The organism is Flavobacterium sp. LM5 (assembly GCF_002017945.1).
Classification (GTDB): Bacteria; Bacteroidota; Bacteroidia; order Flavobacteriales; family Flavobacteriaceae; genus Flavobacterium; species Flavobacterium succinicans.
This window is the reverse complement of record NZ_MUFX01000001.1, coordinates 358,289-384,360: the sequence shown is the minus strand read 5'-3', so window position 1 is coordinate 384,360 and position 26,072 is coordinate 358,289. Positions and strand designations below refer to the sequence as shown.

The window sequence follows — 26,072 nt, the reverse complement described above, 5'->3', positions numbered from 1 at the left end:
AAACAACTTACTTCTTTTATCTTTGACTTCAATTTTTACCCAAATGAACTTGGTTTTTTACTTTCTTTTATTGATTAACATATTCGCTTTTTTTGTAATAGGCTATGACAAAATAGTAACTCATAAACATAAAAGAAGAATCCCCGAAACAACACTTTTAACCTTCGTGTTCTTCGGAGGAACTCTAGGTAGTGGATTAGCGATGCTTTTATTCAGACATAAAACAAGGAAAACCAGTTATCTTTTGAAGTTTTGGTTAATAGTTATATTACAAATTATGGCCATTTGTTTTGTTTCATCAGACTATAAAATCTAAATAATTCTGTTTGTTGATTACTTCAAAACTAGCTTCAGGATAGGCTTTTGCAAAAGCTGTGGGGACTTTCGCTTTTCTATTTTCATTCCATTTGAATTCGTAACCTCGTAGCTGGCCATTTTCTTCTTCCAACCAATCCAATTCTTGTTGGTCATACGTACGCCAAAAATAATTGATTACTACTTTTTGAGTGTAATTTTGGTATTTTACTCGTTCGGAAGCCAAATAATTTTCCCATAATGCACCAACATCGGTGCGATTGTCTAATCGATTAAAATTGGAAATAATAGCATTGCGAATTCCATTATCATAAAAATACCACCTATTGGATTTGGTAATTTCCTTTCGTAAATTTCTGCTAAAACCAGGTACTTTATAAATAACAAACACCTTGGAAAGTAAGTCTAAATAACTTTCTACCGTATTTTTAGAAATACCTAATTGTCTGGCTAATTCTTGCAGTGAAACTTCTTGTCCTACTTGAAAGGCAATCAGTTTTAAAACCTCTAAAATTTTGTTAGAATGTTTGATACCTTCATACACCAAAATATCCTTCAATAAATAGGAATTGAGTATTTCTTTCAAGTAGTTGATTTTGTCGTTCCAATCTGGGTATTGCTCAAGTTCAGGATAGGAGCCAAAAAGCAATCGTTCTTCCAATTTTTGAGTGGTTTCCTTGAAACTTTCATAGTTGGAAAATTCCATCTGAGCCAGTGGAAATAAGTAAATCGTATTTTTTCTTCCCACCAAAGGTTCTCCTAATTTATTAGACAAATCAAAAACCGATGATCCTGTGGCAATGATTTTAATACCCTCAATAGAATCTACAATTAATTTCAGAATCAAACCAATGTCGGGGATGTTTTGCGCTTCGTCAATTACTAATAATTTGACATTGGCCAAAAGACGGCTATAATTACGCACCGAACGTTCTTTGAGTAAACTGGCATCGTCAATATCTTCACCATTTAACTGTAAATAATCTGTTTTTGGAATGGAAGAAAGATAATTTTTGATGAAAGCAGTTTTTCCCACTCGCCTTGCGCCCAATAAAATAAGTACTTTGTTGGGTAATACTCTTTTGGCAAACAATACATCTATGCCTCTTTCTAAAAAATCCATAGCCTGCAAATTTTTAAATTTAGATACAAATATACTCAAAAAATGTAAATTCAGTCAGTATGTTGACCAAATTAATGTAAATTCAGTCAGTTAGTTGACTGAATTTACATTAATTTGGTCAGTTGAAAAAAACAGGACTATACTATTTGTAGCTAATTATTGAAATGTATTGCTTGTTTTTTTATATGGAAAAGAGGTTAAGTAACGAAATCAGCTTAAGGTGTGGGCTTACTTTCACAACGTATTTGAAACAAAAAAGGAATACCCCAACGGAATATTCCCTTTCATAATTTATTCGTAGTAACGTTTACTGTAACGACTCGAAACCTAATTTCAAGCGTACGCGATCCAAAACGCCATTGGCGATGGTTGCTGCTTTTTCGGCACCATGTTTCAATAAGGCGTCTACTTCGGTCAAGTTATTGATGTAATACTTGTAACGTTCTCTTTCGGTTTTGAATTTTTCTACAATCAGTTCAAACAAGGCTTGTTTGGCGTGACCATAGCCATAATTGCCTCCCAAATAATTGGCTCTCATCGTGGCAATTTGGGCTTCATTACCCAATAATTTATAGATAGCAAAAGCGTTACAAGTATCAGGATTTTTTGGATCTTCTAATGGAGTACTGTCGGTTTCGATGCTCATAATTTGCTTGCGCAACGCTTTGTCATCCAAGAAAATATTGATGACATTATTTGCCGATTTACTCATTTTTCCGCCATTGGTACCAGGAATCAACATACTGTCTTCTTGGATTTTGGCTTCGGGCAAGACGAAAGTTTCTCCCATTTGGTGATTGAAACGAGAAGCGACATCACGAGTAATTTCAAGGTGTTGCAACTGGTCTTTTCCTACAGGTACAAATTCGGCATCATACAATAAAATATCAGCAGCCATCAACATTGGATACGAAAACAATCCAGCATTGACATCGTCTAAACGATCGGATTTGTCTTTGAAAGAATGCGCCAAAGTCAAACGTTGAAAAGGGAAAAAACAGCTCAAGTACCAAGACAATTCTGCTGTTTGAGGTACATCAGATTGTCTGTAAAAGGTAACTTTGTTTACGTCTAATCCACAAGCTAGCCAAGCGGCAGCTGTGCTGTAGGTGTTATTTCTTAAGGTTTCGCCATTTTTGATTTGTGTAATCGAATGTAAATCGGCGATGAAAAGGAATGATTCATTTTTTGGATCATTCGATAATGCAATTGCGGGAATAATTGCGCCTAATAAATTGCCTAAATGTGGCGTTCCTGTACTTTGTACTCCTGTTAAAATCTTTGCCATTGTTAATTTTTCTGAAGGACAAAGTTCGCAAAGTTTGCGGGCTTTATCATCATATTTTAGTAAAAGTTTATTGCTTTTGATCCGAAAACTATCAAATAGATAGCGATCCTAAAATTCAAAAATCAGACTAATTTAACTATCTGCTATTTTATAAGCCAAAAAAAGTAAAATTTAAAAAAATTGATTCTTGTTTTTTACGGATAAAATGGCGCTTTTTTGAGTCTATTTCGATAAATTGCAATAACAAAAACGGAGTCATGGTAGAAATAGATGCAGAAAAAAACCGATTACTCGATAGAAAAGATAATAAAGGTTGGAAAAAATGGGGTCCCTATTTAACCGAAAGACAATGGGGTACCGTACGCGAGGACTATTCAGCCAACGGTGATGCATGGAACAGTGTGACGCACGACATGGCCCGTTCCAAAGCGTATCGATGGGGAGAAGAAGGCATTGGTGGTATTTCAGATAACAAACAACACGTTTGTTTTGCCTTGGCTTTTTGGAACCATAATGATAAAATTTTAAAAGAACGTTTTTTTGGTCTTACGGGAAGCGAATCCAATCATGGAGAAGACGTCAAAGAAATTTATTATTATCAAGATGCCACTCCTACCCACTCCTATCAGAAAATGCTGTACAAATATCCACAAGCGGCATTTCCGTACGAGAAGCTAGTTAAGGAATCTAAAAAGCGTAATCGGAACCAACCAGAATACGAACTTTTGGATACTGGCATTTTCGATAACGACAACTATTTTGACATCACCATTGAATATGCTAAAGGGAGTCAACAAGATATATTAATTCAATTAACGATCGAAAATCGTGCTGATTCACCTGCTCCAATTACTGTTTTGCCTACCATTTGGTTTCGAAACACTTGGTGCTGGGGTTACGACAATTACAAACACAAACCTTCCTTAGTAGGTAAAGGGAAATCAACGATTGAAGTGAATCACAGATTGGTGGGGCAGTTTTATTTGTATGCAGAAGAAGCTGATGCGTTACTTTTTTGTGATAACGAAACCAACTTTAAACGATTATATAATTCCGAAAATCCAACAAAATATACCAAAGATGGCATTAATAATTATGTCATCAACAAGAAAAAAGATGCTGTAAACCCAAATCAAACAGGTACTAAAGCCTCAGTAGTTTTTGAGCAAATTATTCCCGCAAAAGGCAAAAAAGTAGTCAGATTACGATTGACTCCACCGATGCAAAATGATCCATTCGAAGACTTTAATACGATTTTTGAACAACGCCTACTAGAAGCCGATTCATTCTATGAAAATCTACAAAAAAATATCAAAGAAAAAGAACTAAAACGCCTTCAGCGCCAAGCCTATGCAGGTATGTTATGGACCAAACAATGGTATTACTTTAATGTGTACCAATGGATCAAAGGCGATCCGTCGATGCCTAAACCCGATGCCAACCGAAGCAAAGGCAGAAACAGTTCTTGGAAGCATATGTACACGGCTAATATTCTGTCGATGCCTGACAAATGGGAATATCCTTGGTTTGCGGCATGGGATTTGGCTTTTCATACACTCCCACTAGCCCGATTGGATCCTGATTTTGCTAAACGTCAGCTATCGGTTATTCTAAGGGATTACTACATGCACCCCAACGGACAAATTCCAGCCTATGAATGGTCTTTTTCGGATGTGAATCCTCCAGTGCATGCCTGGGCCACTTGGAAAGTCTATGAAATCGATAAGGAAATGAATGGTGGCAAAGGAGATCGTGTGTTCTTGGAACGCATTTTCCATAAACTACTACTCAATTTTACTTGGTGGGTTAATTTAAAAGACGAAGGAGGGAACAATATTTTTGGTGGAGGGTTCCTAGGTATGGATAATATTGGTGTATTTGATCGCTCTGCGGCATTACCCACTGGAGGACATTTAGAACAAGCCGATGGAACAGGTTGGATGGCCATGTACAGCTTAAACATGTTGCGTATTGCTTGCGAAATTGCCATAGAAAATCCAGTGTATCAAGATATGGCCTCTAAGTTTTTTGAACACTTTTTGCATATTGCCGGCGCCATGCAAGCCATGGGCGGTGATAAAGTAAATTTGTGGGATGAAGACGATCAGTTTTATTATGACATGTTGCATAAAGAAAATGGCGAAGCCGAACTAATGAAAGTTCGCTCGATGGTGGGATTGATTCCTCTTTTTGCCGTTGAAGTGCTGACACCTGAATTATTAAATCAATTACCAGATTTCAAACGACGCGTAGAATGGATCATTTCTAACCGTCAAGATTTAGCGAGTTTGGTCTCCCGTTGGTACAATCCCGGAAAAGGAGAAAGCAAATTATTATCGATTCTGCGAGGGCATCGAATGAAAATGATTATGAAACGCATGTTTGACGAGTCGGAATTCTTATCCGATTATGGTGTACGCTCTTTATCTAAATATCATAAAGATCACCCCTATCAATTTACTTATGAAGGCGGAACTGTTGAAGTAGCCTATACCCCAGCAGAAGCCACCGGTGCAATGTTTGGAGGAAATTCTAACTGGCGAGGCCCAATTTGGTTCCCCATGAATTTCTTGATTTTGGATTCTTTGGAAAAATTCTGTAATTATTATGGAAATGATTATAAAGTGGAATTTCCTACGAATTCTGGTGTAATGATGAATATGAAACAAGCTTCAGAAGGAGTTGCCCGCCGACTACTTTCTTTGTTTTTACCCAACAAATCGCTACACGTTCCAATGTATGGCCCGTATGAAAAGTTCCAAACAGACCCTAATTTTAATCAAAATTATTTGTTCTTCGAATATTTTGATGGCGACACTGGAAAAGGATTAGGTGCCAACCATCAAACCGGATGGACGGGACTCATTGCAGAGATTATTCATCGATTGAACTTGGATGAAAAGTAAAAAAATAAAGCCCTTCCATGATTGAAAGGGCTTTTTAACTATACTAATGCCGTTATTTTAAAAACTATAATTTACGCCCAACCCAAATACTTGACGGGTTTGAAAGCCTTGAAAAGCATTGTCATCATAAATGGCTTGAAAGTTCAAGTTGGCTGATAAAACTCTGTTGATTTTCATGACAATAGCCAGTGAATAATCAATATCAACATTTTGTGGATCTTCTAAATAATTGGTATAAAGATTCAAGGTGTTTTCAGCAGAAACATTCGTCATCAAATTAAACTTATAGTAAGCCGAAGCATAAAAACCCAATTCGTAGCGCAAGCTTTTATTAGCATCAACCCCAAAATAAGCTCCATCTACATAACCCGTTTGGGAGGTATAAAAATCGTCTACAAAAGTCATTTTAGAGGTCAAAGGCGCAAAATTCAATCGTAAATGGTCTCCCTTTTTCCAGAACAAACCAGGACCAAAAGTAAGATATCCTGGAGACAAAAAGTTGGTGTTCTCCGTTCTGATTTCTGCTCCATTGGCATCTTTTCCATAAATATAACCACGGGTAAATTGAGTCCTAAAATTCAGAAATAAAGAGTAGTACCAATTCCCAAAAGCGTGTTGTCCTAGGGTAGAATTGAATTCGAAACGGTCATCGGTTTTTTTCTCAAAATCGGCATTTTTGGTTTGTAGCAAACCGTAAGAAGCAATGATTTTGTTGTCCCAAGTTAGTTTGTCTTTTTTGTAATTGAAATCATAGTTGATGCCTAAATTTCCAGACAAGTTGTTTTCCCCTCCTGCAATCCAGTTATTAAAATTAGATTGGCTAAAAAGAAATGCAATATTTCCTTTTTTACGCCAGCCGTTCGGCAAAGTATCATTGATGTTCTTTACGGCTGCCTCGGTGTTTTTGATTAGCTCTTTCTCGGTGTTTTGTGCCTGTACTTCAGCAACGGAATAAAGCAAAAACAGGGCAATTACAATGGCTCTCATCTTGTTTGGTTTTAAGGTTCTTACTCAAATGTAGTAAAAACCATTAAAACACTGAAAAATAAATGGTTATAAACTCCTAAAAATGATACCAAAAAGGAAAATTGTAGCTCCTTAACCCCGATAGCAGCGAAAATCCTTTTGTGCTGGGGTTCAGCACAAAAGATTATAGCGGATAGCGGGACTTTGCTTCCTAAAAATGCCCATTGCTGGGGTTTCTAAAAAAAATTACGTTTTGAGTCTTTTGTACAAAGGCACTGCAGAACAAGCCTCACCATACATAATACTTTTGGCCAAAGGTTGCAATTTTTGAATGGCCATAAGATAAGCACTCTCTGGCACTGGTTTTTTGGAACAGCCTTTAATAATCAAAGGATGATCTTGGTATTCGGAATAATCGAGTTGGTTGAGGATGTCTTGATACAAGGCTGTGTTCAAATCTTCGAGGGTACCCAACACAACATTTTTAGTAAAAGGTATGAGATAAGTCGTCACTAAAATTAATGCCCATGCCGGGATAATGGCATCAGTACTACAATGCACCGCGACATAATGGTCTTGGTATTGCGACCAATCCTGATTTTTTAAGGCTTCCCGAAAGTCTTTTTCTTTTAATAAAAAACCATCCAACAACCATTGCGAAACATCAATTTGTGTTCGAATGCCACTAGGATAATGATCTTCTAAATCGAAGACTTTTAGCGCACTATTGGCTACTTTATTTACTATTTCGTCCATCTTTTTAAATTAGTATTCAGTGGTCAGTCTTAAGTGGTCAGTTTCATCTGAGTACTAAAAACTGAACACTCCTTTTCAATTAGTAGTTAGCAATCAGTCCTTAGTGGTCAGTAACACTGGGTACTAAAGACTGAACACTGATCCCTTTTTAATTAAAGCATTCCCAATTCTAATTTAGCTTCTTCACTCATTAAATCCTTGCTCCAAGGTGGGTCGAAAGTGATTTCTACATCAGCATCTTTTACATGCTCAATTGATTTTATTTTTTCGGCCACTTCTCTTGGCAAACTTTCGGCCACGGGGCAATTTGGGGAAGTCAGAGTCATCAAGATTTTTACTTCATAATCGGTATTGACCATCACGTCATAAATCAATCCCAATTCGTAAATATCTACTGGAATCTCTGGGTCGTAAATCGTTTTTAATTTCTTTACGATGGCTTCTCCTAACTCGGCGGTATTTATTTCTTCTGTCATTTTTTTTGTATTTAAAACATATGAGTCATATGAGTTTTTTTATTTTCTAAAGTCTGGATATAAGTTCATGTAAGTAATAAACTTATAAAATATATTTTATAATCAAATTTGATTTATCGTTAATCATCAAGTCCTCTGTAATATTCATTTACCATTGTTTTTTGTCCCTCATAGTATATATTCTTAACGCCAAAATTAATTAACAAACCCATTGGAGCCTTCAATAAATTCATATAGGTAAGTAGTTGAGCATCAAAAATTGGATTGATTTCTGCAACCGATTTTAATTCAACAACCAACGAATTCTCAATAAACAAATCACATCTAAGTTTTGATTCCAATTCAAATCCTTTATATGTTAAAGGAATTTGAAGTTCAGAAGAATAATTTATTTTGCGCAATTCTAATTCCTTTTTAATACATTGATGATAAATGTTTTCTAGTAGACCTGGTCCTAAACTTTTATGAACTTCTATCGCTGCTCCATTTACCTGATACACCAATTCTTTTAAAAAAGTTCTTGTTATTTTCATCTTTGAAAAAAACTTTAATGGCTTATATGTTTAATTATTTTTTGCATCAAATGCCAAAGCATACATTTTGATGTTTTTAATCATCGATACTAAACCATTGGCTCTGGTAGGTGACAAATGCTCTTTTAACCCAATTTCATCGATAAAATCCATCTCTGCGTTCAAGATATCAGCAGGTTTCTGGTTCGAGAATGCGCGAATTAAAATCGCGATTATGCCTTTGGTCAAAATCGCATCACTATCGGCAGTGAATACAATTTTGTCCTCGTTTTGCTGGCCTTGTAACCAAACTTTCGACTGGCATCCTTTGATTAAATTATCATCGGTTTTGGCAGCTTCCTCGATTAAAGGCAAATTTTTTCCTAACTCAATAATGTATTCGTAACGCTGCATCCAGTCGTCGAACATTGAAAATTCATCTACAATTTCGTCTTGTATTTCTTTGATACTCATGCTTATTTTTCGCTATATGAAACTAATAAGGTTACTATTTTTTCTATGTCTTTTGGGGGAAATCCGTGGTCAAAACTTTTGGAGATGTAGGCCTTTCCTCCATCTGAAATGGCTAGGTTGGCAATGGCCGCTCCATCATATAACCGCTTTGCTGTTGGCGCTTTCAATGAAGGTACTTTTTCCAAATTCAATACAGAAAAGGCACTTTCAAGCTCTTTCATTTCTTGCGCGGTCAGCACAACTTCATAGGGCTTTTCATTCCTACCTTTGATGACCCAAACTTTTTGATTTTCGACGCAAACACTCAAATATACTCCTCTAGATTGCGCAGTATACGTGATGGATGAAGTACTAAAATCATTGATTTTTTGACTTTTACAACTACTTATTATAACAAAAATAAAAATCAATTGACTAATCCACTTCATCTTTTTTAGGTGTTTATGACAGCATCATTTTGGCTTTTTTTACCGCCTCCACTAAGCTATCGATTTCTTCTTTGGTATTATAAAACGAAAAAGACGCTCGAATCGTTCCTGGAATTTCAAAGAAATTCATAATCGGTTGGGCACAATGGTGTCCCGTTCGAACAGCTATTCCTAATTTATCGATAATGGTCCCAATATCGTATGGGTGAATCCCGTCTATATTAAAAGAAATCACCGAAGTTTTATTTTCTGAAGTACCAAAAATACGCAAGCCTTCTATTTCTAACAAGCGTTGTGTGCCGTATTCTAAAAGTGCTAACTCTTGGGCCTGAATGTTTTCAAAACCTATGGCATTCATATAATCTACCGCAGTTCCAAGGACAATTCCTCCAGCAATATTAGGCGTTCCTGCTTCGAATTTATGTGGCAAATCCGCATAAGTGGTTTTTTCAAAAGTTACCTCTTTTATCATTTCTCCTCCACCTTGATAGGGTGGTAATTTATTTAACCAAGCTTCTTTTCCATACAAAATTCCAGTACCTGTTGGCCCACACATTTTATGTCCTGAAAAAGCATAAAAATCGCAATCCAAGGCTTGCACATCGGGTTTCAAATGCGGGACCGCTTGCGCTCCGTCAATAAAAACTGCTGCGCCAAATTCGTGCGATTTGTCAATGATGCATTTTATAGGATTAATCGTTCCTAAAGCATTAGAAATATGATTTACCGTAACGATTTTGGTTTTTTCGGATAGTAATTCATCAAATGCAGACAAGATTAACTCCCCTTTTTCGTTCATCGGAATAACCTTTAGCGTAGCACCTGTATGCTCGCAAAGCATTTGCCAAGGCACAATATTGCTATGATGCTCTAAAGCAGACACCAATACCTCATCGCCTGATTTTAATAGAGAAGCAAACCCATTCGCTACCAAATTCACGCCATGAGTAGTACCTGAAGTAAACAAAACTTCGTGGGCGTGCTTGGCATTGATATGTTGTTGTATTTTCCCTCTGGACAATTCGTAAGCATCTGTAGCTAATTGGCTCAAGGTATGTACGCCACGATGAATATTGGCGTTGATTTCTTGGTAATACTTTGCAATCGCATCAATCACTACTTGTGGCTTTTGCGAAGTGGCTCCGTTATCGAAATAAACCAAAGGTTTTCCATTTACTTTTTGAGAAAGGATTGGAAAATCGGCTCTTATTTTTTGAAGATCTAACATGACTTAATTTAGAATTTTTCTAAATACAAAAGTAGTGAAACTGTAGCTAATTTTTAGCAAACAGTTGTTAATAAAACTTGATACCCAAATAGGCATCATTTATTGAAAAAACCATTCTTAGTTTGAGCAAGGAAAGAAAAAAATAAAACCAAACACAAGGTTTCCAACTTTTTGCTACATTGCTTAAAAATAACATTTTATGAAGAAAATTATAAAAAGTATCGGAATCCTTCTTTTGCTTGTTCTTGGGTATATTGGATATACCACCTATCCTCAACTCGATTTAATCTCTGGTTTTTCGGCCAAAAGTATGGCTTCGGGGCACTTTATTGACCATCGCTCGCAAGAGATGATCGAACAAGGAGATAATGATATTGACCAGATTGACCTTGCCAAAAATGAAATCGATGACAACGCCAAAACCGCTACTTCTTCTGTTTACGGATTAAAAACTAGAAAAGCGATTTATCGAGAGGGTTTAGGGGCCACCTTAATCAATGATGATTTCGATGTTTCAAAACCCTATCTAACCCCAAAACGCAACTTTACACAAAATAATTTGCCTTTCCCTTACGGAAATAATGAAGCCAAAGACACTGTTTTTGCTAATGTGGATTATTCAAAACTAACTGCCGCAGTAAACAATGCCTTCGATCCAAAAGGGCAAAAGAAAATAAGATCAAGAGCGGTTTTAGTAATTTATAAAGACCAAATTATTGCCGAAAAATACGATACTGGATTTACCAAAAACAGTAAAATTTTGGGATGGTCTATGACTAAAAGTATCACTGCTACTCTTTTTGGAATACTTCAAAAACATGGAAAATACGACATCAACAAACCCGCTCCAATTCCCGAATGGCAAAAGGATGAACGAAAAAAAATCACGACCAACGATTTGTTGCATATGAATTCTGGATTGGAATGGGAAGAAGCCTATGATAAAATATGCGATGCTACCAAAATGTTGTTCATAGCAGAAGATATGGGACGTGTACAGCTTGAAAAACCAGCCGCCTTCGCTCCCAATACGCATTGGAATTACTCCTCGGGAACTAGTAATTTATTGTCTTATATCTTGCGTAAGCAGTTCAAAACCCATCAAGAATATTTGGATTTTTGGTATGCACAATTGATTGATCGAATTGGAATGCATTCCATGCTAATCGAAACCGATATGGTTGGGAATTATGTTGGATCATCTTATGGATGGGCAACCGCAAGGGATTGGGCTAAATTTGGGTTATTGTATTTGCATAAAGGCAACTGGAACGGCGACCTAGTCTTTGATGCCAATTGGGAGAATTATGTAAGCACGCCCACCAACGATTCTAACGAAGGTTATGGAGCGCACTTTTGGCTGAATGCCGGTGGTCATTTCCCTGCCGCGCCGCGTGATATGTACTCCTGCAATGGCTACCAAGGACAAAAGGTATTTATTATTCCGTCTTTGGATTTGGTTATTGTTAGAATGGGATTAAGCGACGAAGCAAAATATGATGTAAATGAATTGCTAAAAGGAGTGATTGGAAGTTTTAAGAAGTAACCTCTACCCTATTGAACCACAAACCCGACAATTTTAAAAAGTTGCCGGGTTTGTTATTTTTAAATTATTTTATTCCGAGTAAATCCTTTTTCAATTGTTCGTCTACAGGGTTGTTGGAAAGCCAAATTCCAAATAATGCAATTTTAAAATCAATCCCGGGAACGGTTCCTTTTAATTCATTATTTTTAAAGACATACACAGAAGAATCCAACGGATTGTATATCAAATTAAAAACATCATTTTGTACAATTTCATCAGATAAATAACTTTTAAACTTTTCAATTCGTGTACGTAACGACTCTAAATTAGCACCCGCAGAGCGTTCAAATCCACTATTAAAATTTCGAGTCAATTTTCCTGAGGAAACCATAGCAGAAGTAATTTGGATACGAATAGCCATTTCGGTATTGCTTTGCATCACTTCAAAAGGTTTGTCGCTGTAAAAAGATTGATAAAGCGCCTGAACATAGACATCAACCCACATTTTCGATCGAACACCAAAACCGCTTAAATCCATTACTTTTCCTTTAAATTCTAGTGTTCTAGGAATGACTACACCATTAGCGACAAATGTATTTTGAGCAGAAAGTGAGGTAAATTGAACAACAACAAATACAACAAGTACAACAATTTTCTTCATAATAATAACAGCTTTAAATTTTTGTTTTTTGTTAAATTTATTTTTCTGATTAATTCGTAAAAAATAGTTTCTAAATCTATGAATAAAAACAATTAAAATATAAAAAAATAAGAATAATATATTCCAAAAAAAAACCACTACCTTTTGGTTGGTGGTTCATTATAACTTCCTTTTTTCTACAAAATTAATCCACAAAAATATCCGCAACATTAAAACTCAGTTCTGGAAAAAGTGGACTGTGCACTAATCCTTCTTCGGCTATGGGCTTGAGACCAATATATTTATCTTTTTGAAGGGTATAGATTAAAATTGATTTTTGATACGGCTCTACAATCCAATATTCCTTTACGGCATTCTCTTCGTATAAATCGAACTTAATATCCATTTCTTTTCTGGAATTGCCCGGTGAAAGAATCTCGATAATCAAATCTGGCGCACCAAGACAACCTCTATCATCTAATTTATCTTTATCACAAATTACACAAATATCAGGTTGAACTACTGTACTAATTTCTTGATCTGAAGTGCTTTTTTTGAAGTTTTTCAGGCGTACATCAAAAGGAGCATAATAAATATTACAAGACTTAGTTTCAAAAAAACGGTCAAATTTTCGAAATAATTTTATCGAAACTTCCTGATGTTTTCTACTTGGAGCAGGACTCATTTTGAAAATTTTCCCCTTCAAAATTTCTAATCTTTCCTTAAAATTCCAGGTAAGGTAGTCGGCATAGGTATACGATTTGGAAAGATCTAAACTGTTAATGTCTGTAATAATTGTTTCCATAAGAATGCAGATTAATACATCAAAGATACTAATTTTTGATAGTGGATAAATCACAAAGGGCACAAAGTCTTTGATAGACTTTATGCCCTTTATATTTTTTTTTGAAACTTATTTAAAACTACAAATCAAATCCTAATTTTACGCCTAATTTATTGGCTATGATAGCTGTAATGCGTTTTTTAAGTTCAGGGATTTTAATGTTTTCGATAACTGCATTCGAGAAAGCGTACATCAATAATGCTTTGGCTTCTTTCTTAGGAATTCCACGTTGTTGCATGTAAAATAATGCCGTTTCATCCAATTGACCAACCGTACAACCGTGAGAACATTTTACATCGTCGGCAAAAATTTCTAACTGTGGTTTGGCATTGATAGTGGCTTTATCACTTAACAAAATATTGTTGTTTTTTTGGAAAGCATTGGTTTTCTGAGCTTCTTTTTCTACGAAAACTTTCCCATTGAAAACACCTGTCGCTCTATCTGAAAATATTCCTTTGTAATCTTGAAAACTTTCGCAGTTTGGCGTTGCGTGGTTTACTAAAGTATAGTGATCAACGTGTTGCTTCTCTCCTATTATCGTAATTCCGTTTAGCGTACTGGTAAGACGTTCTCCAAAATGATAAAAGTTCAAATTGTTTCTGGTTAAGTTTCCACCAAATGAAAAGGTTTGTACAGAGACATGACTTTCTTGTTTTTGAGAAACGTAGGTATTATCAATTAGATTCGCTTCGGCAGCATCATTTTGAATTTTATAGTAATCCACAATAGCGCGTTTTGCAGCAAAAATTTCGGTAACTGAATTGGTCAAAACCGCATTATCATTTAAACATTGGTGTCTTTCAATGATTTGCACATGCGAATTTTCACCTACAATCACCAAATTACGTGGCTGAACCAACAAAGCTTTTTCAGAACCTGTTGAAAAGTACATGATTTCAATAGGCTTATCTACTACTTTACTCTTTGGAATGTTGATGTAAGCTCCTTCACTAGCAAATGCCGTATTTAAAGAAGTCAACGACTCGTCTTTACTAGCAATTTGGTTAAAATATGTATCAATGATCATTTTGTATTTTGGCTTGTTTAATGTAGAAGACATCAAACAAACATCAATACCATCATGCGTGGTAGCAGACAAATTTGAACTAAACACGCCGTCTACAAAAACGACTTTATACGTATCTACTTCGTGCAAAAAATATTTTTGTACTTCTTTGTACTCAATAGTATTTTCGGTATTTGGAAAAACACTGAAATCATTTTTTAAAATAGCATTCAACGAGGTATATTTCCAAGCTTCCTCTTTTTTGGTGGGGAATCCCTTATTTTCAAAGTTCTTTATCGCTGCAGTACGAATATCATGAAGATCAGTTTGTACATCTATCTTCTCTTCGAACGCCATAAAGGACGAAATCAATTTTTCTCTTAACATATTTCTAATTGTTTAAAGTTTAAGGTTTAAAAGTTTAAAGTTGTCATGGGATAACTTTAGACTTTAAACTTTAAACAAATTTTTAGGCTTCTTGTTCTTGTTTGATCCAGTCGTATCCTTTTTCTTCTAGCTCATAGGCCAATTCTTTGGTGCCGGATTTTACAATTCTACCATTGTATAAAACGTGTACAAAGTCAGGAACGATATAATCTAATAAACGTTGGTAATGCGTAATCACAACGATAGCATTTTTATCGCTTTTTAGCTTGTTTACGCCATTCGCTACAATTCTAAGCGCATCAATATCCAAACCAGAATCTGTTTCGTCTAGAATAGCTAATTTTGGCTCTAACATGGCCATTTGAAAAATCTCGTTACGTTTTTTCTCTCCTCCAGAAAAACCTTCGTTAAGTGAACGAGATAAAAACTTACGGTCAATTTCTAACAATTCTGACTTTTCACGAATCACCTTCAACATTTCGTTGGCTGGCATTTCTTCTTTTCCATTGGCTTTGCGCGTTTCGTTGATAGCCGTACGCATAAAGTTGGTTACAGAAACTCCAGGAATCTCCACTGGGTATTGAAACGAAAGAAACACCCCTTTGTGTGCTCTTTCTTCTGGACCTAATTCTGCAATATCTTCGTTGTCTAAGATAATTTCGCCTTCGGTTACTTCGTAGTTTTCGTTTCCAGCAATAATAGCCGAAAGTGTACTTTTTCCAGCACCGTTAGGTCCCATAATCGCATGCACTTCGCCAGCTTTTACCTCAAGGTTGATTCCTTTTAATATTTCTTTGTCGCCTATTGAGGCGTGAAGGTTTTTTATACTTAACATGTTTTATTTTGTTTAAAGTTTAAAGTTTAAAGTTTTCGTTCTTATTGAAACTTAGTCCCTTTAAAATCTTTTTTGTTTAAATATGATATAAAATTATTTATTTTTCCACTCAACTTCTCGTATTCAAAAATTAAGCTGTCTAATTTTTCTTTATCTATATAATCATTATCAAAAATTCTATACAATTGAGATCGTGCTTCACCAGCAGAACCTTTTGCAATTGATAAAAATTGACGAAACTCTACATTTCCATTTCTTTCAAATCCTTCAGCAATATTATCCATAACTGAACCAGATGAAGCTTTTATTTGATCTTTAAGTCTAAAATCTGTTCTTAAATCTGTTTCCTTTGAAAGTATAATTACTTCTTTTGATAATTTTCTAGCTTCTTGCCAAATTTCTAAATCTTCAAATCGTTTTATAGTAGCCATTTATATTGTTTAAAGTTTTTTGTTTAAGGTTTAAAGTTAAGTATCTCAACTTTAAACCTTAAACTTTAAACAAATTTAATTATCCAACACTTCCTTCTAACGAAATTTCTAATAATTTTTGTGCTTCTACAGCAAACTCCATCGGTAATTTATTCAAAACGTCTTTGCTAAATCCGTTTACGATTAAAGCGATGGCTTTTTCGGTTGGAATACCTCTTTGGTTACAATAAAACACCTGATCTTCTCCAATTTTACTTGTTGTGGCCTCGTGTTCTATTTTGGCAGTTGGATTTTTACTTTCGATGTACGGAAAAGTATGAGCACCGCAATTATTACCCATTAATAAAGAATCACATTGCGAAAAATTACGAGCATTTTCGGCTCTTGGGCTAATTTGTACTAAACCTCTATAGCTGTTTTGTGATTTTCCTGCCGAAATTCCTTTAGAAATAATAGTCGATTTGGTGTTTTTTCCCAAATGGATCATCTTTGTTCCTGTATCGGCTTGTTGGAAATTATTCGTTACTGCAATAGAGTAAAACTCTCCTACTGAATTATCTCCTTTTAAAACTACCGAAGGATATTTCCAAGTTACCGCTGAACCAGTTTCTACTTGCGTCCACGAAATTTTAGCATTGGTTTCGCAAATCCCTCTTTTGGTTACAAAATTATATACACCGCCTTTTCCTTCTTTATTTCCTGGGTACCAGTTTTGAACGGTTGAATATTTAATCTCTGCATTATCCATGGCGATTAATTCTACCACGGCGGCATGCAATTGATTTTCATCACGACTTGGAGCCGTACATCCTTCCAAATAAGAAACGTAACTTCCTTCGTCTGCTATTAAAAGTGTTCTTTCAAATTGCCCTGTTCCTGCCTGATTGATTCGGAAGTATGTAGACAATTCCATTGGACACTTCACTCCTTTTGGAATATAACAAAAAGAACCGTCTGAGAATACCGCCGAGTTTAAAGCAGCATAAAAATTATCTTTTTGAGGAACAACCGTGCCTAAATATTTTCGTACTAATTCTGGGTGTTCTTTAATGGCTTCGGAAATACTCATAAAGATTATCCCTTTTTCTGCCAATGTTTTTTTGAATGTTGTTGCTACCGAAACCGAATCAACAACGATATCCATAGCCACATTGTTCATCATTTTTTGCTCATCCACAGAGATACCTAACTTTTTGTACATTTCTAAAAGTTCTGGATCCACATCGTCTAATGTCTTGTTTGGATCTACTGCTTTTGGTGCAGAATAATAAGAAATGGCTTGAAAATCTGGCTTTTCATAATGCACATTCGCCCATTCTGGCTCGATCATTTCTTGCCAAGCACGAAAAGCTTCGATGCGCCAATCGGTCATCCATTGTGGTTCTTCCTTTTTTTGAGAAATGGCGCGAACAATATCTTCATTTAAACCAATAGGAAACGTTTCGGATTCCAAATTGGTATAAAAACCATATTCATATTCTTTTGTTTCTAGTTCGATCTTTAAATCGTCCTCGGTATATTTGCTCATATTTTTTTATTTATAGAGAAAAAGATTCTCCACATCCACAAGTTCTTTGTGCGTTTGGATTATTAAAAACAAAACCTTTTCCATTTAATCCTCCAGAAAATTCTAAAATGGTTCCGGCTAAATAAAGGAATGATTTTTTTTCAACAGCAATTGTGATGTTGTTGTCTACAAAAATTTGGTCGTTATCGCCTTTGTTTTTATCAAATTTTAGATCATAAGATAAACCAGAGCAACCCCCGCTTTTTACTCCTACTCTAACATAGTCAGTAGCAGCATCGAAGCCATCATCTTTCATTAAATCGATGATTTTTGTTTTAGCTGTATCAGAAACCTTTATCATTTGTAATTATATATTTTGGTTATTTTATTAGTGATTTAGGCCGTTTGAAGGCCTTAATTTTCGGCTATATTGATTTTGTCTAAATTAACTGCAAATGTATTACTTTAAAAAGATTTTGGCACTCCTCTTAACATTTTAATGTTTGATAACTCAATAAGAAAAATTTATACTCCTATTGTTTAAAAAAATTATATATTTAAAAATTATTAATATTAACAAGAAAATTAATTATTTTAAAAATGGAACAAAAAACCCAACTACCATAAAATTACCAGTTATCCTATACTGGAAAAGGAAGCCAATTTTTTAGTATTATTATTGTCAATTGGTTACTAACCCTTATTACACTTGGTTTGTACTATCCATGGGCAAAAGCCAAACAACTCCACTATCTTTATGGCGAAACACAGCTTAATGGCGATTCCTTTGCCTTTCACGGTACTGGAAGAGAAATGTTTAAAGGTTTTATCAAAGCCATACTTCTGTTTATCTCTTTATTTGGTATAGTTTATTTATTTATATTCCTTGAACTTCCTGCTGTAGGTATTATTCTTTTTTACTTGGGCTTTTTAGCACTTATGCCATTAGCCATTCATGGTTCCTATCGCTATAGAATGTCTAGAACTTCTTGGAGAGGGATTCGATTTGGTTATAGAGGCGATCGTAAGGAGTTTACCCTTAGCTTCTTCAAATGGATATTTTTCACCATAATCACCTTTGGAATTTATTCTTTTTGGATGTCTATGAATATGAGAAGATATGTAATAGGAAATGTTCGTTTTGGAGATGCTGAATTTAATTATGCTGGTAATGGTGATGATTATATTTTGATTTTCTTTAAAGGCTATTTCTTGACGGCTATTACTTTTGGTATTTATTTCTTTTGGTGGCAAAAAGAATTGTTTGATTATTATGTTTCTAATATTAGCCTTCATCAAGAAGATAAAGAATTGCAGTTAACCTCCACAGCTACTGGCGGAGATTTCTTAACTTTAGGAATCACCAATGTATTAATCATACTTTTTACTTTAGGTTTTGGCTATGCATGGGTAGCCACAAGAACGTTAAAGTATGTATTTGATCACATAGAAATAGAAGGCGATATTGATTTGGATACCCTAGTGCAAACCGAAGAAAATTTCAAAGATGCTACGGGTGAAGATCTTAGTGATTTCTTAGATTTAGGATTTATTATTTAAAAAAATGAGCATCACTTCCAAAGGTATATTTTATGATGGACGCTCAGCTGTACCAACTACAGTTGAGCTGTTTTTTGACGCAGTAAAAGGACATATTATCTTTCAAACAGAGTTGAAGAATACTGAAGTCACAATCGATTTCTCTTTTACTAAAAGTATAAACACGACGACGTGGCTCATCAATACCATTCAATTTGAAAATAGAGGTACCACCCTACTTTTACAACACGGAGATGATCCCATTCAACTCATTAAAGTAACGGATCAAGTATTAATCACTGCTATTCATCAGTACAGAAAAGAAAAAGGCTTGATCAATTGGTATCAAACTTTAGTACAAAAACCACTAAAATTTCATATCCTATTAGCTCTTTTCTTAATAACAACCATTGGTTTGACGTATTTGTATGTTTTGCCTTGGGTTGCTGAAAAATCGGTTGTCCTTATTCCAGAAGATTATGATGATACCTTAGGTGAAAATTTTATAGATGAACAATCTATATTTGGAAAACCACAAATAGAAAAAACGAAAGCACTCAATGATTTTGCGGCCTGTTTACAACTCAATAATAGAAAGAAACTAAAATTCAAAGTCATCGATTCAGAAATCATGAATGCCTATGCCCTACCCGATGGTACTATTATAGTGTATACCGGTATTTTGAACGAAATGAAAAGTTATGATGAATTAGTAGCATTAATTGGACATGAAACGGCGCACGTCAACCAACGTCATGCAATGAAAATGCTGTGTCGAAACCTTTCGGGTTATCTATTTATTTCAACTATTTTAGGTGATGTGAATGGCGTTATGGCTGTTATTGGTGACAATGTCAATACGCTGCAATCACTATCTTTTTCAAGAACTTTTGAGCGAGAAGCGGATGAAGAAGGTTTTCGAATTGTTACGCAAAATCAGGTCAACCCAAAAGGAATGGTTACTTTATTTCAACGTTTACAAAAAGAACACGGCATTGAAATACCCGAATTTTTGAGTACACATCCAGTGACAAAAGATAGAATTCAGTCTATTAAAACGATGATTTCCTCCAAAAATCATGTCATTCACCAAGATCTCAAACTAAAAGCATTGTTTGAAAAACTTCAAAAATAAAAAACATAAAAAACCGCTTAGTTTATTTAATTACTAAGCGGTTTTTTTATATCAACTGGTGCGAAGCACCTCGAAAAAATTTTTATTGACAAGCAATTTTAATCACTCTATTCTGGTGTCTTCCACCCTCAAAATCAGTGGTTAAAAAAGTCTCTACAATTTCTACCGCTTGTTGAATAGAAGTAAAACGTGCTGGAATACTCAACACATTAGCATCATTATGTAAACGGGTTAAATAGGCAATTTCTTTGGTCCAACAAAGACCTGCTCTTACTCCAGCGTGTTTATTAACCGTCATAGCTATACCGTTACCACTTCCGCAGATTACAATCCCAAAATCGGCTGCACCATTTTCAACATCTGTAGCAACAGGATGACCAAAGTCTGGATAATCAACTGAAGCTTCTGTATCTGTACCATAATTAGTTACTACATGTCCTTTAGCTTCTAAATACTGAACAATTGCTTTTTTATAATCTGGTCCTGCGTGATCGTTACCGATAGAAATTTTCATTAGTTATTGTATTAAGTTGTGAGGCAACAAATTTAACTAAAGTAATTGAGTTATGTTTATAAATTTTGCTTTTACCAGCAGTAAAAAAGTATAACTTTTAAAGTAAATAAACCAATCTAATAAAAGCAAGATTGACCAAATCAACACAAAAAATCATACAGTAAATAAGAATATTATAAACTCTTTAATCTTCTAAGCCCTACCGACTGTTTATTTTTATTAAATTTTCTATTGCTTTTCTATCAACATACAATAATAAAGACATCATAAATAACGAAATAACGGGATCAAAACCTTCTAAAAAATAGATACTCAGTAACCACCTCACATAGAATATTTTAACTAAAGTATACGATTTTTACATTTTTATAAAATACTTAAAATCAACACATTTATTTCATTACAAATGTTAATTTTTTACATTGTTAATAGCAAAACGTAATTAGTTGATATTCAGTTAACTTTAAATTAACAAATGTTGTTGATAAGTTGAGAAAGAAAATTAGAAGTTTTTTTAGTTTCCTTCGAAAAAAATTGTAATCCAAAATGGGATCGAATTACACAAGAAAAGTTTGTTGAATTTTTAGAATAGTTATCAATAGTCGTAATAGAGTTGTTAACATTGAAAACAAAAAAACTTTTTTACAAATGCAATATAAAATCGATTATCAACGATTGTTAATTAAATATTAAAAACACCTCTTTTACAAAGCTTTAGTATTAAAAATCATTGTTAATAACTCCATATAAGTTCAATTAACTTCATAATTTCTATTTTTTACAAAAAATTATTGCCATTATTAACACGCTATAATAACCATCAAAAAATATTTAATTTTAAATTTTTCTTTTTTATTATTTAAATGAATGTTGACAACTTTGATTTTTGAAAAGTAAGATCAAATCGAATCAGACAATTTTTAAATGAGTATTGAGATCATTTAAGATTAGTTGTACTGCTTCAAAATCGTTAGGATGAATTTTGAGATGAATCCCTCCAATGGCATGGGTATAAAAAGGAGCAACCGATAGCATGGTTTCATTTTCGAAAAAAAAGGGAATTTTTTCAAGCTCTAAAATGTGACGTAAAACCACAATTTCATGTGGATAATTGAATACCGCAATAGTCTTAAAAACTTGCATAACAGTTATTTGTATAAAGATATAGAAATTAAGAATACGTTATATTTAATTTAAAACGAAAGGGCATTCGTGTTTAACCGTTACTATTTTGTAATTTTAGACTTTATTAGAAAAGATATATGCGTAAAAGACTGAGAAAGCCAATCAAAAAAGAAAAAGATTTTAGCGATAAAATTTTAAAAATATTGGCACAAAATCCTAATAAGGGTTTTAATTATAAACAAATAGGAGCAAAGCTAGCACTTGATGATACGCAAAGTAGAAATCAAATCATTAAGGATTTGAAACTATTAGCAGCTTCCAAAAAAATCATAGAATCAGAGCCAGGAAGTTATTTGGTCAAAGCCATAAGTCAAGATTATTACGAAGGAACCATCGATATGACGGGGCGTAAGACTGCTTATTTCATTTGTCCTGATTTTGAAGAAGACGTTTTTATTCCAACCAATAATTTGAATCGTGCTTTAGACAAAGACAAAGTAAAAGTCTATGTTTATAATCGAAGAAAAGGAAAACGTCCTGAAGGCGAAGTCATTGAAGTAGTCGAAAGAGCCAAAACTGATTTTGTGGGTGTCATTGACATTCAAAAGAATTTTGCTTTTGTATCGACCGCCAATCCAAAAATGTACACGGATATTTTTATTCCAAAAGATAAAATAGGAGAGGCAGAGCAAGGAGATGTCGTTTTGGTTCACATCGAAGATTGGCCTAAAAGAGCGGATAGTCCTTTTGGTAGAGTTGAAAAAGTACTCGGTAAACCAGGAGAACACGATACAGAAATTCACGCTATTTTGGCCGAATATGGTTTGCCTTCTGAGTTTCCAATAGAAGTTGAAACCTTTGCTCAAAAAATTGATACTACGATTCAAAAAAGTGAAATTGCGAAACGTCGCGATATGCGAGATACGCTGACTTTTACTATTGATCCAAAAGATGCCAAAGATTTTGATGATGCCTTGTCTTTCAAAAAATTAGAGAATGGTAATTTCGAAATAGGGGTTCACATTGCTGATGTTTCGTATTATCTAGAAGAAGGAACCATACTTGATGATGAAGCCTATCAACGCGCCACTTCGGTATATTTGGTAGATAGGGTAGTGCCAATGTTACCTGAGGTTTTATCAAATTTCGCTTGTTCGTTACGTCCTCAAGAAGAGAAATATACCTTTTCGGCTATTTTTGAATTGGATGCCAAAGCCAAAGTTGTGAACCAATGGTTTGGAAGAACAGTTATTTTTTCGGACCAACGTTTTGCGTATGAAGAAGCACAATACATCATTGAAACCAAAGACAATACGATTCCAATAGAAACTTCAATCACAGGAAGTAGCTATGTGGTGGCTGACGAAATTGTAGAAGCTACTCTTAAAATGGATGAATTAGCCAAAATTTTAAGAAGAAATAGAATGAATGAAGGGGCTATTTCTTTTGACAAAGTCGAAGTAAAATTCAATTTAGATCAAGAAGGAGAACCTGAAGGCGTGTACTTCAAAATAGCCAAAGATGCCAATCATTTGATTGAAGAATTCATGCTTTTGGCCAACAGAAAAGTAGCTGAATATATTGGGAAACAAAAGAAAACCTTTATTTACAGAATTCACGATGAACCCAATGAAGATAAGCTAATTGCAATGCAAAATGTGATTGCTAAATTTGGATATAAAATTGACTTTAGAAACAAAGGTGATATCTCTAAATCTTTGAATGCTTTGATGGAAGAGGTAAGTGGTAAAAAAGAACAAAATTTGATTGATACTTTAGCCATTCGTTCGATGAGTAAAGCCAAATATTCAACCGATAATATTGGTCATTACGGATTAGCTTTCGATTATTATTCTCATTTTACTTCACCGATTCGTAGGTATCCCGATGTAATGGTGCATAGATTGTTACAGTTTTACCTTGATGGAGGAAAATCAGCTGATGAAGAAACGTATGAAACCAAATGTTTACATTCATCAACCATGGAAGGTTTAGCTACCAATGCTGAACGCGATTCTATAAAATACATGCAGGTAAAATACATGCAAAACCATCAAGATCAAGAGTTTTTGGGTGTTATTTCAGGAGTAACCGAATGGGGAATTTATGTTGAAATCATCGAGAACAAATGCGAAGGTATGGTCCGAATTCGTGATATTAAAGAGGATTATTATACTTTCGATGAAAAACAATATGCCTTAGTTGGTGCGACTTCACATGATTTATTACAATTAGGAGACGAGATTTATGTAAAAGTTAAAAATGCCGATTTAGTTAAAAAACAATTGGATTTTAATTTTGTAAAAAGAAACAATTAGAAGAAAAATGAAAAAATACATTGCATTGATTACATTACTAATAACTAGTGTTGTACAAGCCCAAATAACTAAGAATATTGGAGATTTTGACAGTGTAAAAATATTTGATAGACTAACTGTTAAGTTGATTCCAGCTGCTGAAACTAAAGTCAGTATTTCGGGCACAAGAGCCAGCGAAGTAGAGGTTATTAACAATAATGGTCAATTAAAATTAAGAATGCCTTTTCCTAAATTAATGGCCGGAAATGATATTAAAATCGAACTACATTTCAAGAAAATTGAAAGCATAGATGCCAGTGAAGGCAGTTATGTTTCTTGTGATTTTCCATTCAAACAAACGCTTTTGACACTAAATACCAAAGAAGGTGCTACCATCAAAGTGGAATTAGATACCGAAAAAGCGACTATAAGAGCCGTTTCAGGTGGAATATTAGACCTTATAGGTACAACCAAAAGTCAGGCGGTTACCATTGCGTCAGGTGGTATCTTAGAAGGTATGGATTTAATAAGCGATCAAGCTACAATAAACGTTTCTGCGGGAGGAAAAGCTGAAATACATGCTACGACCTTAGTAGATGCAAAAGTGAAGGCTGGAGGCTCTATTTATATTTATGGTAAACCCAAACAAATCAATCAAGAAACCATCCTTGGTGGAACTATAATAGAAAAGTAACTTAACTAGACTTTTAGCTATTCACTAATTACTATTCACTAATTACTATTCACTAATTACTATACACTATTAAATGATTAATGATATTTTAGCTGGAATTCCTTGGGAATTTTTTTAAGTTTTATGATTGGCCCTGTGTTCTTTATTTTACTAGAAACTAGTATTAGTAAAGGATTTAGAGCTGCAATGGTATTTGATTTAGGTGTTATTTTTGGCGATATTGTTTTTATTGCTATCGCTTATTTGGGAAGTTATCGTTTGATAACGAGTCTTAAAGATGAACCTTCCTTGTTTATTTTCGGTGGAATTGTGATGTTGGCTTATGGTATCATTTCTTTTATAAAATTGCGAAATACCGAGAAATCTCCAGATGAAATATTGGAAGATGAAATCCTCAAGAAGAACTACGGAAGTTTATTTATGAAAGGTTTTTTCTTGAATATTATCAATATTGGTGTTTTAGGATTTTGGTTGGCAGTTATCATTTCTGTTGGTCCAAAAATGGACATGCAAACGTCTAGAATGCTTACTTTTTTTACATCAGTTATCGTTTCATATTTGTTAATTGATTGTATTAAAATCGTTTTGGCTAAAAAATTAAAATCAAAAATGACACCTACTAACATTCATAAAATTAAAAAAGGAATTGCTGTAGTTTTAATGATTTTTGGAATTGTTTTAATAGCACAAGGTGTTTTTCCAGGCAAAAAAGAAATGGTAAAAAATGCCTTAGAAAAGATAGAGTAGGAGCCATTTCTATTCAAAAAAAGATAAAAAAGCTTCTGAATTTCAGAAGCTTTTTTGTTTAAGACTACACTTTATTTAGTATTCTTGATTATCATATTTTTTATAATAATGAGTAACTAATCAGGTATTTTTTTGACATTAATTGCCTCCAACTTTAGTTGGAGAAATGATATTTGAAATTTTTAAAGGCTTTAGCCAAAATTTGTTGTTTTTATTTTGCTAAAGCCAATGCAATAAATCCCCATCATAACTCCAGCTAAAGCTGGAGGCAATTGAAAGTAAGACAAGCTGAATAGTTACAATATTTATAAAAAAAGAGATACATTTATGCATCTCTTTTGAGTCATGGTCCGGATTAGAACACTTTCTTTATC

25 protein-coding genes and 2 pseudogenes are annotated in these 26,072 nt (G+C 34.3%); 9 read left to right on the top strand and 18 right to left on the bottom strand.

The window, feature by feature from the left end:
- Positions 1–43: 43 nt before the first annotated feature.
- Positions 44–316 (top strand): DUF1294 domain-containing protein, encoded by a 273-nt coding sequence (locus BXU11_RS01570; protein ID WP_078210771.1) that lies wholly within the window; start codon positions 44–46, stop codon positions 314–316.
- Here BXU11_RS01570 and BXU11_RS01565 read toward each other — a convergent pair.
- Both BXU11_RS01565 and trpS read right to left on the bottom strand, forming a co-directional pair.
- Positions 299–1,438 (bottom strand): ATP-binding protein, encoded by a 1,140-nt coding sequence (locus BXU11_RS01565; protein WP_078210770.1) that lies wholly within the window; start codon positions 1,436–1,438, stop codon positions 299–301. The genes BXU11_RS01570 and BXU11_RS01565 overlap by 18 nt on opposite strands.
- Before the next feature lie 307 nt (positions 1,439–1,745).
- On the bottom strand, positions 1,746–2,726 hold the full coding sequence (trpS, locus tag BXU11_RS01560) for a tryptophan--tRNA ligase (RefSeq protein WP_078210769.1): 981 nt from the start codon (positions 2,724–2,726) through the stop codon (positions 1,746–1,748).
- A gap of 257 nt (positions 2,727–2,983) precedes the next feature.
- Between trpS and BXU11_RS01555 the strand changes: the two genes are divergently transcribed.
- Positions 2,984–5,632, top strand: a complete 2,649-nt coding sequence (locus BXU11_RS01555) for a glucosidase (RefSeq protein WP_078210768.1) — start codon at positions 2,984–2,986, stop codon at positions 5,630–5,632.
- Positions 5,633–5,689: 57 nt separating this feature from the next.
- Here the strand turns inward: BXU11_RS01555 and BXU11_RS01550 are convergent, their stop codons facing one another.
- From BXU11_RS01550 to BXU11_RS01520, 7 genes are all read right to left on the bottom strand, one after another.
- Positions 5,690–6,619, bottom strand: a complete 930-nt coding sequence (locus BXU11_RS01550) for a DUF3078 domain-containing protein (RefSeq protein WP_024980511.1) — start codon at positions 6,617–6,619, stop codon at positions 5,690–5,692.
- A 225-nt stretch (positions 6,620–6,844) separates the two neighbouring features.
- The gene (locus BXU11_RS01545; RefSeq protein ID WP_078210767.1) at positions 6,845–7,354 is read right to left on the bottom strand and encodes a DUF2480 family protein; all 510 of its coding nucleotides are present in this window, start codon (positions 7,352–7,354) and stop codon (positions 6,845–6,847) included.
- Positions 7,355–7,506: 152 nt separating this feature from the next.
- Positions 7,507–7,830 (bottom strand): SUF system Fe-S cluster assembly protein, encoded by a 324-nt coding sequence (locus BXU11_RS01540; protein WP_078210766.1) that lies wholly within the window; start codon positions 7,828–7,830, stop codon positions 7,507–7,509.
- Positions 7,831–7,949: 119 nt separating this feature from the next.
- Positions 7,950–8,363, bottom strand: coding sequence for a GxxExxY protein (locus tag BXU11_RS01535; RefSeq protein WP_078210765.1), 414 nt, complete (start codon positions 8,361–8,363; stop codon positions 7,950–7,952).
- A 30-nt stretch (positions 8,364–8,393) separates the two neighbouring features.
- The gene (locus BXU11_RS01530; protein ID WP_078210764.1) at positions 8,394–8,816 is read right to left on the bottom strand and encodes a SufE family protein; all 423 of its coding nucleotides are present in this window, start codon (positions 8,814–8,816) and stop codon (positions 8,394–8,396) included.
- 2 nt (positions 8,817–8,818) lie between these two features.
- Positions 8,819–9,244, bottom strand: coding sequence for a glutathione S-transferase N-terminal domain-containing protein (locus BXU11_RS01525; protein ID WP_078210763.1), 426 nt, complete (start codon positions 9,242–9,244; stop codon positions 8,819–8,821).
- Positions 9,245–9,257: 13 nt separating this feature from the next.
- A complete protein-coding gene (locus BXU11_RS01520) occupies positions 9,258–10,472 on the bottom strand; it encodes an aminotransferase class V-fold PLP-dependent enzyme (protein ID WP_078210762.1) in 1,215 nt (404 codons plus the stop codon).
- Between the two features lie 199 nt (positions 10,473–10,671).
- On the opposite strand from BXU11_RS01520, the gene BXU11_RS01515 reads away from it, so the two are divergent.
- The gene (locus tag BXU11_RS01515; protein ID WP_078210761.1) at positions 10,672–12,018 is read left to right on the top strand and encodes a serine hydrolase; all 1,347 of its coding nucleotides are present in this window, start codon (positions 10,672–10,674) and stop codon (positions 12,016–12,018) included.
- A gap of 64 nt (positions 12,019–12,082) precedes the next feature.
- Here BXU11_RS01515 and BXU11_RS01510 read toward each other — a convergent pair whose 3' ends face one another.
- From BXU11_RS01510 to BXU11_RS01480, 7 genes are all read right to left on the bottom strand, one after another.
- Positions 12,083–12,658, bottom strand: coding sequence for a chalcone isomerase family protein (locus BXU11_RS01510; protein ID WP_078210760.1), 576 nt, complete (start codon positions 12,656–12,658; stop codon positions 12,083–12,085).
- A 184-nt stretch (positions 12,659–12,842) separates the two neighbouring features.
- On the bottom strand, positions 12,843–13,442 hold the full coding sequence (locus tag BXU11_RS01505; RefSeq protein WP_078210759.1) for a Uma2 family endonuclease: 600 nt from the start codon (positions 13,440–13,442) through the stop codon (positions 12,843–12,845).
- Positions 13,443–13,560: 118 nt separating this feature from the next.
- Positions 13,561–14,874 (bottom strand): Fe-S cluster assembly protein SufD, encoded by a 1,314-nt coding sequence (gene sufD / locus BXU11_RS01500; RefSeq protein WP_078210758.1) that lies wholly within the window; start codon positions 14,872–14,874, stop codon positions 13,561–13,563.
- An 82-nt stretch (positions 14,875–14,956) separates the two neighbouring features.
- Entirely contained in the window at positions 14,957–15,709 is a 753-nt protein-coding gene (gene sufC, locus BXU11_RS01495; protein ID WP_024980500.1) for a Fe-S cluster assembly ATPase SufC, read from the bottom strand.
- 41 nt (positions 15,710–15,750) lie between these two features.
- On the bottom strand, positions 15,751–16,140 hold the full coding sequence (locus BXU11_RS01490; RefSeq protein WP_078210757.1) for a four helix bundle protein: 390 nt from the start codon (positions 16,138–16,140) through the stop codon (positions 15,751–15,753).
- A gap of 79 nt (positions 16,141–16,219) precedes the next feature.
- The gene (sufB, locus tag BXU11_RS01485; protein WP_024980497.1) at positions 16,220–17,668 is read right to left on the bottom strand and encodes a Fe-S cluster assembly protein SufB; all 1,449 of its coding nucleotides are present in this window, start codon (positions 17,666–17,668) and stop codon (positions 16,220–16,222) included.
- Positions 17,669–17,678: 10 nt separating this feature from the next.
- A complete protein-coding gene (locus tag BXU11_RS01480) occupies positions 17,679–18,008 on the bottom strand; it encodes an iron-sulfur cluster assembly accessory protein (RefSeq protein ID WP_024980496.1) in 330 nt (109 codons plus the stop codon).
- Positions 18,009–18,289: 281 nt separating this feature from the next.
- On the opposite strand from BXU11_RS01480, the pseudogene BXU11_RS18400 reads away from it, so the two are divergent.
- The 3 genes and pseudogenes from BXU11_RS18400 to BXU11_RS01470 form a co-directional block, all read left to right on the top strand.
- Positions 18,290–18,799, top strand: a pseudogene (locus tag BXU11_RS18400) (YjgN family protein); the annotation flags it as partial.
- Positions 18,800–18,835: 36 nt separating this feature from the next.
- The gene (locus BXU11_RS18395) at positions 18,836–19,207 is read left to right on the top strand and encodes a DUF898 family protein (protein WP_255373933.1); all 372 of its coding nucleotides are present in this window, start codon (positions 18,836–18,838) and stop codon (positions 19,205–19,207) included.
- Between the two features lie 4 nt (positions 19,208–19,211).
- Positions 19,212–20,321 (top strand): M48 family metallopeptidase, encoded by a 1,110-nt coding sequence (locus tag BXU11_RS01470; protein WP_078210756.1) that lies wholly within the window; start codon positions 19,212–19,214, stop codon positions 20,319–20,321.
- 82 nt (positions 20,322–20,403) lie between these two features.
- On the opposite strand, the gene rpiB is transcribed toward BXU11_RS01470, so the two are convergent.
- Both rpiB and BXU11_RS01460 read right to left on the bottom strand, forming a co-directional pair.
- Positions 20,404–20,835 carry a ribose 5-phosphate isomerase B gene (gene rpiB / locus BXU11_RS01465; RefSeq protein WP_024980493.1) on the bottom strand — a complete coding sequence of 144 codons (432 nt, stop codon included), beginning with the start codon at positions 20,833–20,835 and terminating at the stop codon, positions 20,404–20,406.
- A 909-nt stretch (positions 20,836–21,744) separates the two neighbouring features.
- Positions 21,745–21,978, bottom strand: coding sequence for a hypothetical protein (locus BXU11_RS01460; RefSeq protein WP_078210755.1), 234 nt, complete (start codon positions 21,976–21,978; stop codon positions 21,745–21,747).
- 119 nt (positions 21,979–22,097) lie between these two features.
- On the opposite strand from BXU11_RS01460, the gene rnr reads away from it, so the two are divergent.
- The 3 genes and pseudogenes from rnr to BXU11_RS01445 all read left to right on the top strand — a co-directional run bounded on the left by rnr (position 22,098) and on the right by BXU11_RS01445 (position 25,698).
- Entirely contained in the window at positions 22,098–24,278 is a 2,181-nt protein-coding gene (rnr, locus tag BXU11_RS01455) for a ribonuclease R (protein ID WP_078210754.1), read from the top strand.
- 7 nt (positions 24,279–24,285) lie between these two features.
- A complete protein-coding gene (locus BXU11_RS01450) occupies positions 24,286–24,951 on the top strand; it encodes a head GIN domain-containing protein (protein WP_078210753.1) in 666 nt (221 codons plus the stop codon).
- Positions 24,952–25,024: 73 nt separating this feature from the next.
- A pseudogene (locus tag BXU11_RS01445) lies at positions 25,025–25,698 on the top strand (LysE family translocator).
- Positions 25,699–26,072 lie beyond the last annotated feature (374 nt).

Bases quoted from the DNA above. Each gene is read 5' to 3' on its own strand.
- BXU11_RS01550 (WP_024980511.1), bottom strand. From the start codon at position 6,619: ATGAGAGCCATTGTAATTGCCCTGTTTTTGCTTTATTCCGTTGCTGAA.
- BXU11_RS01515 (WP_078210761.1), top strand. From the start codon at position 10,672: ATGAAGAAAATTATAAAAAGTATCGGAATCCTTCTTTTGCTTGTTCTT.
- BXU11_RS01555 (WP_078210768.1), top strand. From the start codon at position 2,984: ATGGTAGAAATAGATGCAGAAAAAAACCGATTACTCGATAGAAAAGAT.
- sufD (WP_078210758.1), bottom strand. From the start codon at position 14,874: ATGTTAAGAGAAAAATTGATTTCGTCCTTTATGGCGTTCGAAGAGAAG.
- BXU11_RS01570 (WP_078210771.1), top strand. From the start codon at position 44: ATGAACTTGGTTTTTTACTTTCTTTTATTGATTAACATATTCGCTTTT.
- BXU11_RS01460 (WP_078210755.1), bottom strand. From the start codon at position 21,978: ATGCAAGTTTTTAAGACTATTGCGGTATTCAATTATCCACATGAAATT.
- BXU11_RS01530 (WP_078210764.1), bottom strand. From the start codon at position 8,816: ATGAGTATCAAAGAAATACAAGACGAAATTGTAGATGAATTTTCAATG.
- BXU11_RS01525 (WP_078210763.1), bottom strand. From the start codon at position 9,244: ATGAAGTGGATTAGTCAATTGATTTTTATTTTTGTTATAATAAGTAGT.
- rpiB (WP_024980493.1), bottom strand. From the start codon at position 20,835: ATGAAAATTTCTATCGGTAACGATCACGCAGGACCAGATTATAAAAAA.
- rnr (WP_078210754.1), top strand. From the start codon at position 22,098: ATGCGTAAAAGACTGAGAAAGCCAATCAAAAAAGAAAAAGATTTTAGC.
- BXU11_RS01505 (WP_078210759.1), bottom strand. From the start codon at position 13,442: ATGGAAACAATTATTACAGACATTAACAGTTTAGATCTTTCCAAATCG.
- BXU11_RS01540 (WP_078210766.1), bottom strand. From the start codon at position 7,830: ATGACAGAAGAAATAAATACCGCCGAGTTAGGAGAAGCCATCGTAAAG.
- BXU11_RS01565 (WP_078210770.1), bottom strand. From the start codon at position 1,438: ATGGATTTTTTAGAAAGAGGCATAGATGTATTGTTTGCCAAAAGAGTA.
- BXU11_RS01520 (WP_078210762.1), bottom strand. From the start codon at position 10,472: ATGTTAGATCTTCAAAAAATAAGAGCCGATTTTCCAATCCTTTCTCAA.
- BXU11_RS01470 (WP_078210756.1), top strand. From the start codon at position 19,212: ATGAGCATCACTTCCAAAGGTATATTTTATGATGGACGCTCAGCTGTA.
- sufC (WP_024980500.1), bottom strand. From the start codon at position 15,709: ATGTTAAGTATAAAAAACCTTCACGCCTCAATAGGCGACAAAGAAATA.
- BXU11_RS01535 (WP_078210765.1), bottom strand. From the start codon at position 8,363: ATGAAAATAACAAGAACTTTTTTAAAAGAATTGGTGTATCAGGTAAAT.
- BXU11_RS01510 (WP_078210760.1), bottom strand. From the start codon at position 12,658: ATGAAGAAAATTGTTGTACTTGTTGTATTTGTTGTTGTTCAATTTACC.
- BXU11_RS01480 (WP_024980496.1), bottom strand. From the start codon at position 18,008: ATGATAAAGGTTTCTGATACAGCTAAAACAAAAATCATCGATTTAATG.
- BXU11_RS01490 (WP_078210757.1), bottom strand. From the start codon at position 16,140: ATGGCTACTATAAAACGATTTGAAGATTTAGAAATTTGGCAAGAAGCT.
- BXU11_RS01545 (WP_078210767.1), bottom strand. From the start codon at position 7,354: ATGGACGAAATAGTAAATAAAGTAGCCAATAGTGCGCTAAAAGTCTTC.
- BXU11_RS01450 (WP_078210753.1), top strand. From the start codon at position 24,286: ATGAAAAAATACATTGCATTGATTACATTACTAATAACTAGTGTTGTA.
- sufB (WP_024980497.1), bottom strand. From the start codon at position 17,668: ATGAGCAAATATACCGAGGACGATTTAAAGATCGAACTAGAAACAAAA.
- trpS (WP_078210769.1), bottom strand. From the start codon at position 2,726: ATGGCAAAGATTTTAACAGGAGTACAAAGTACAGGAACGCCACATTTA.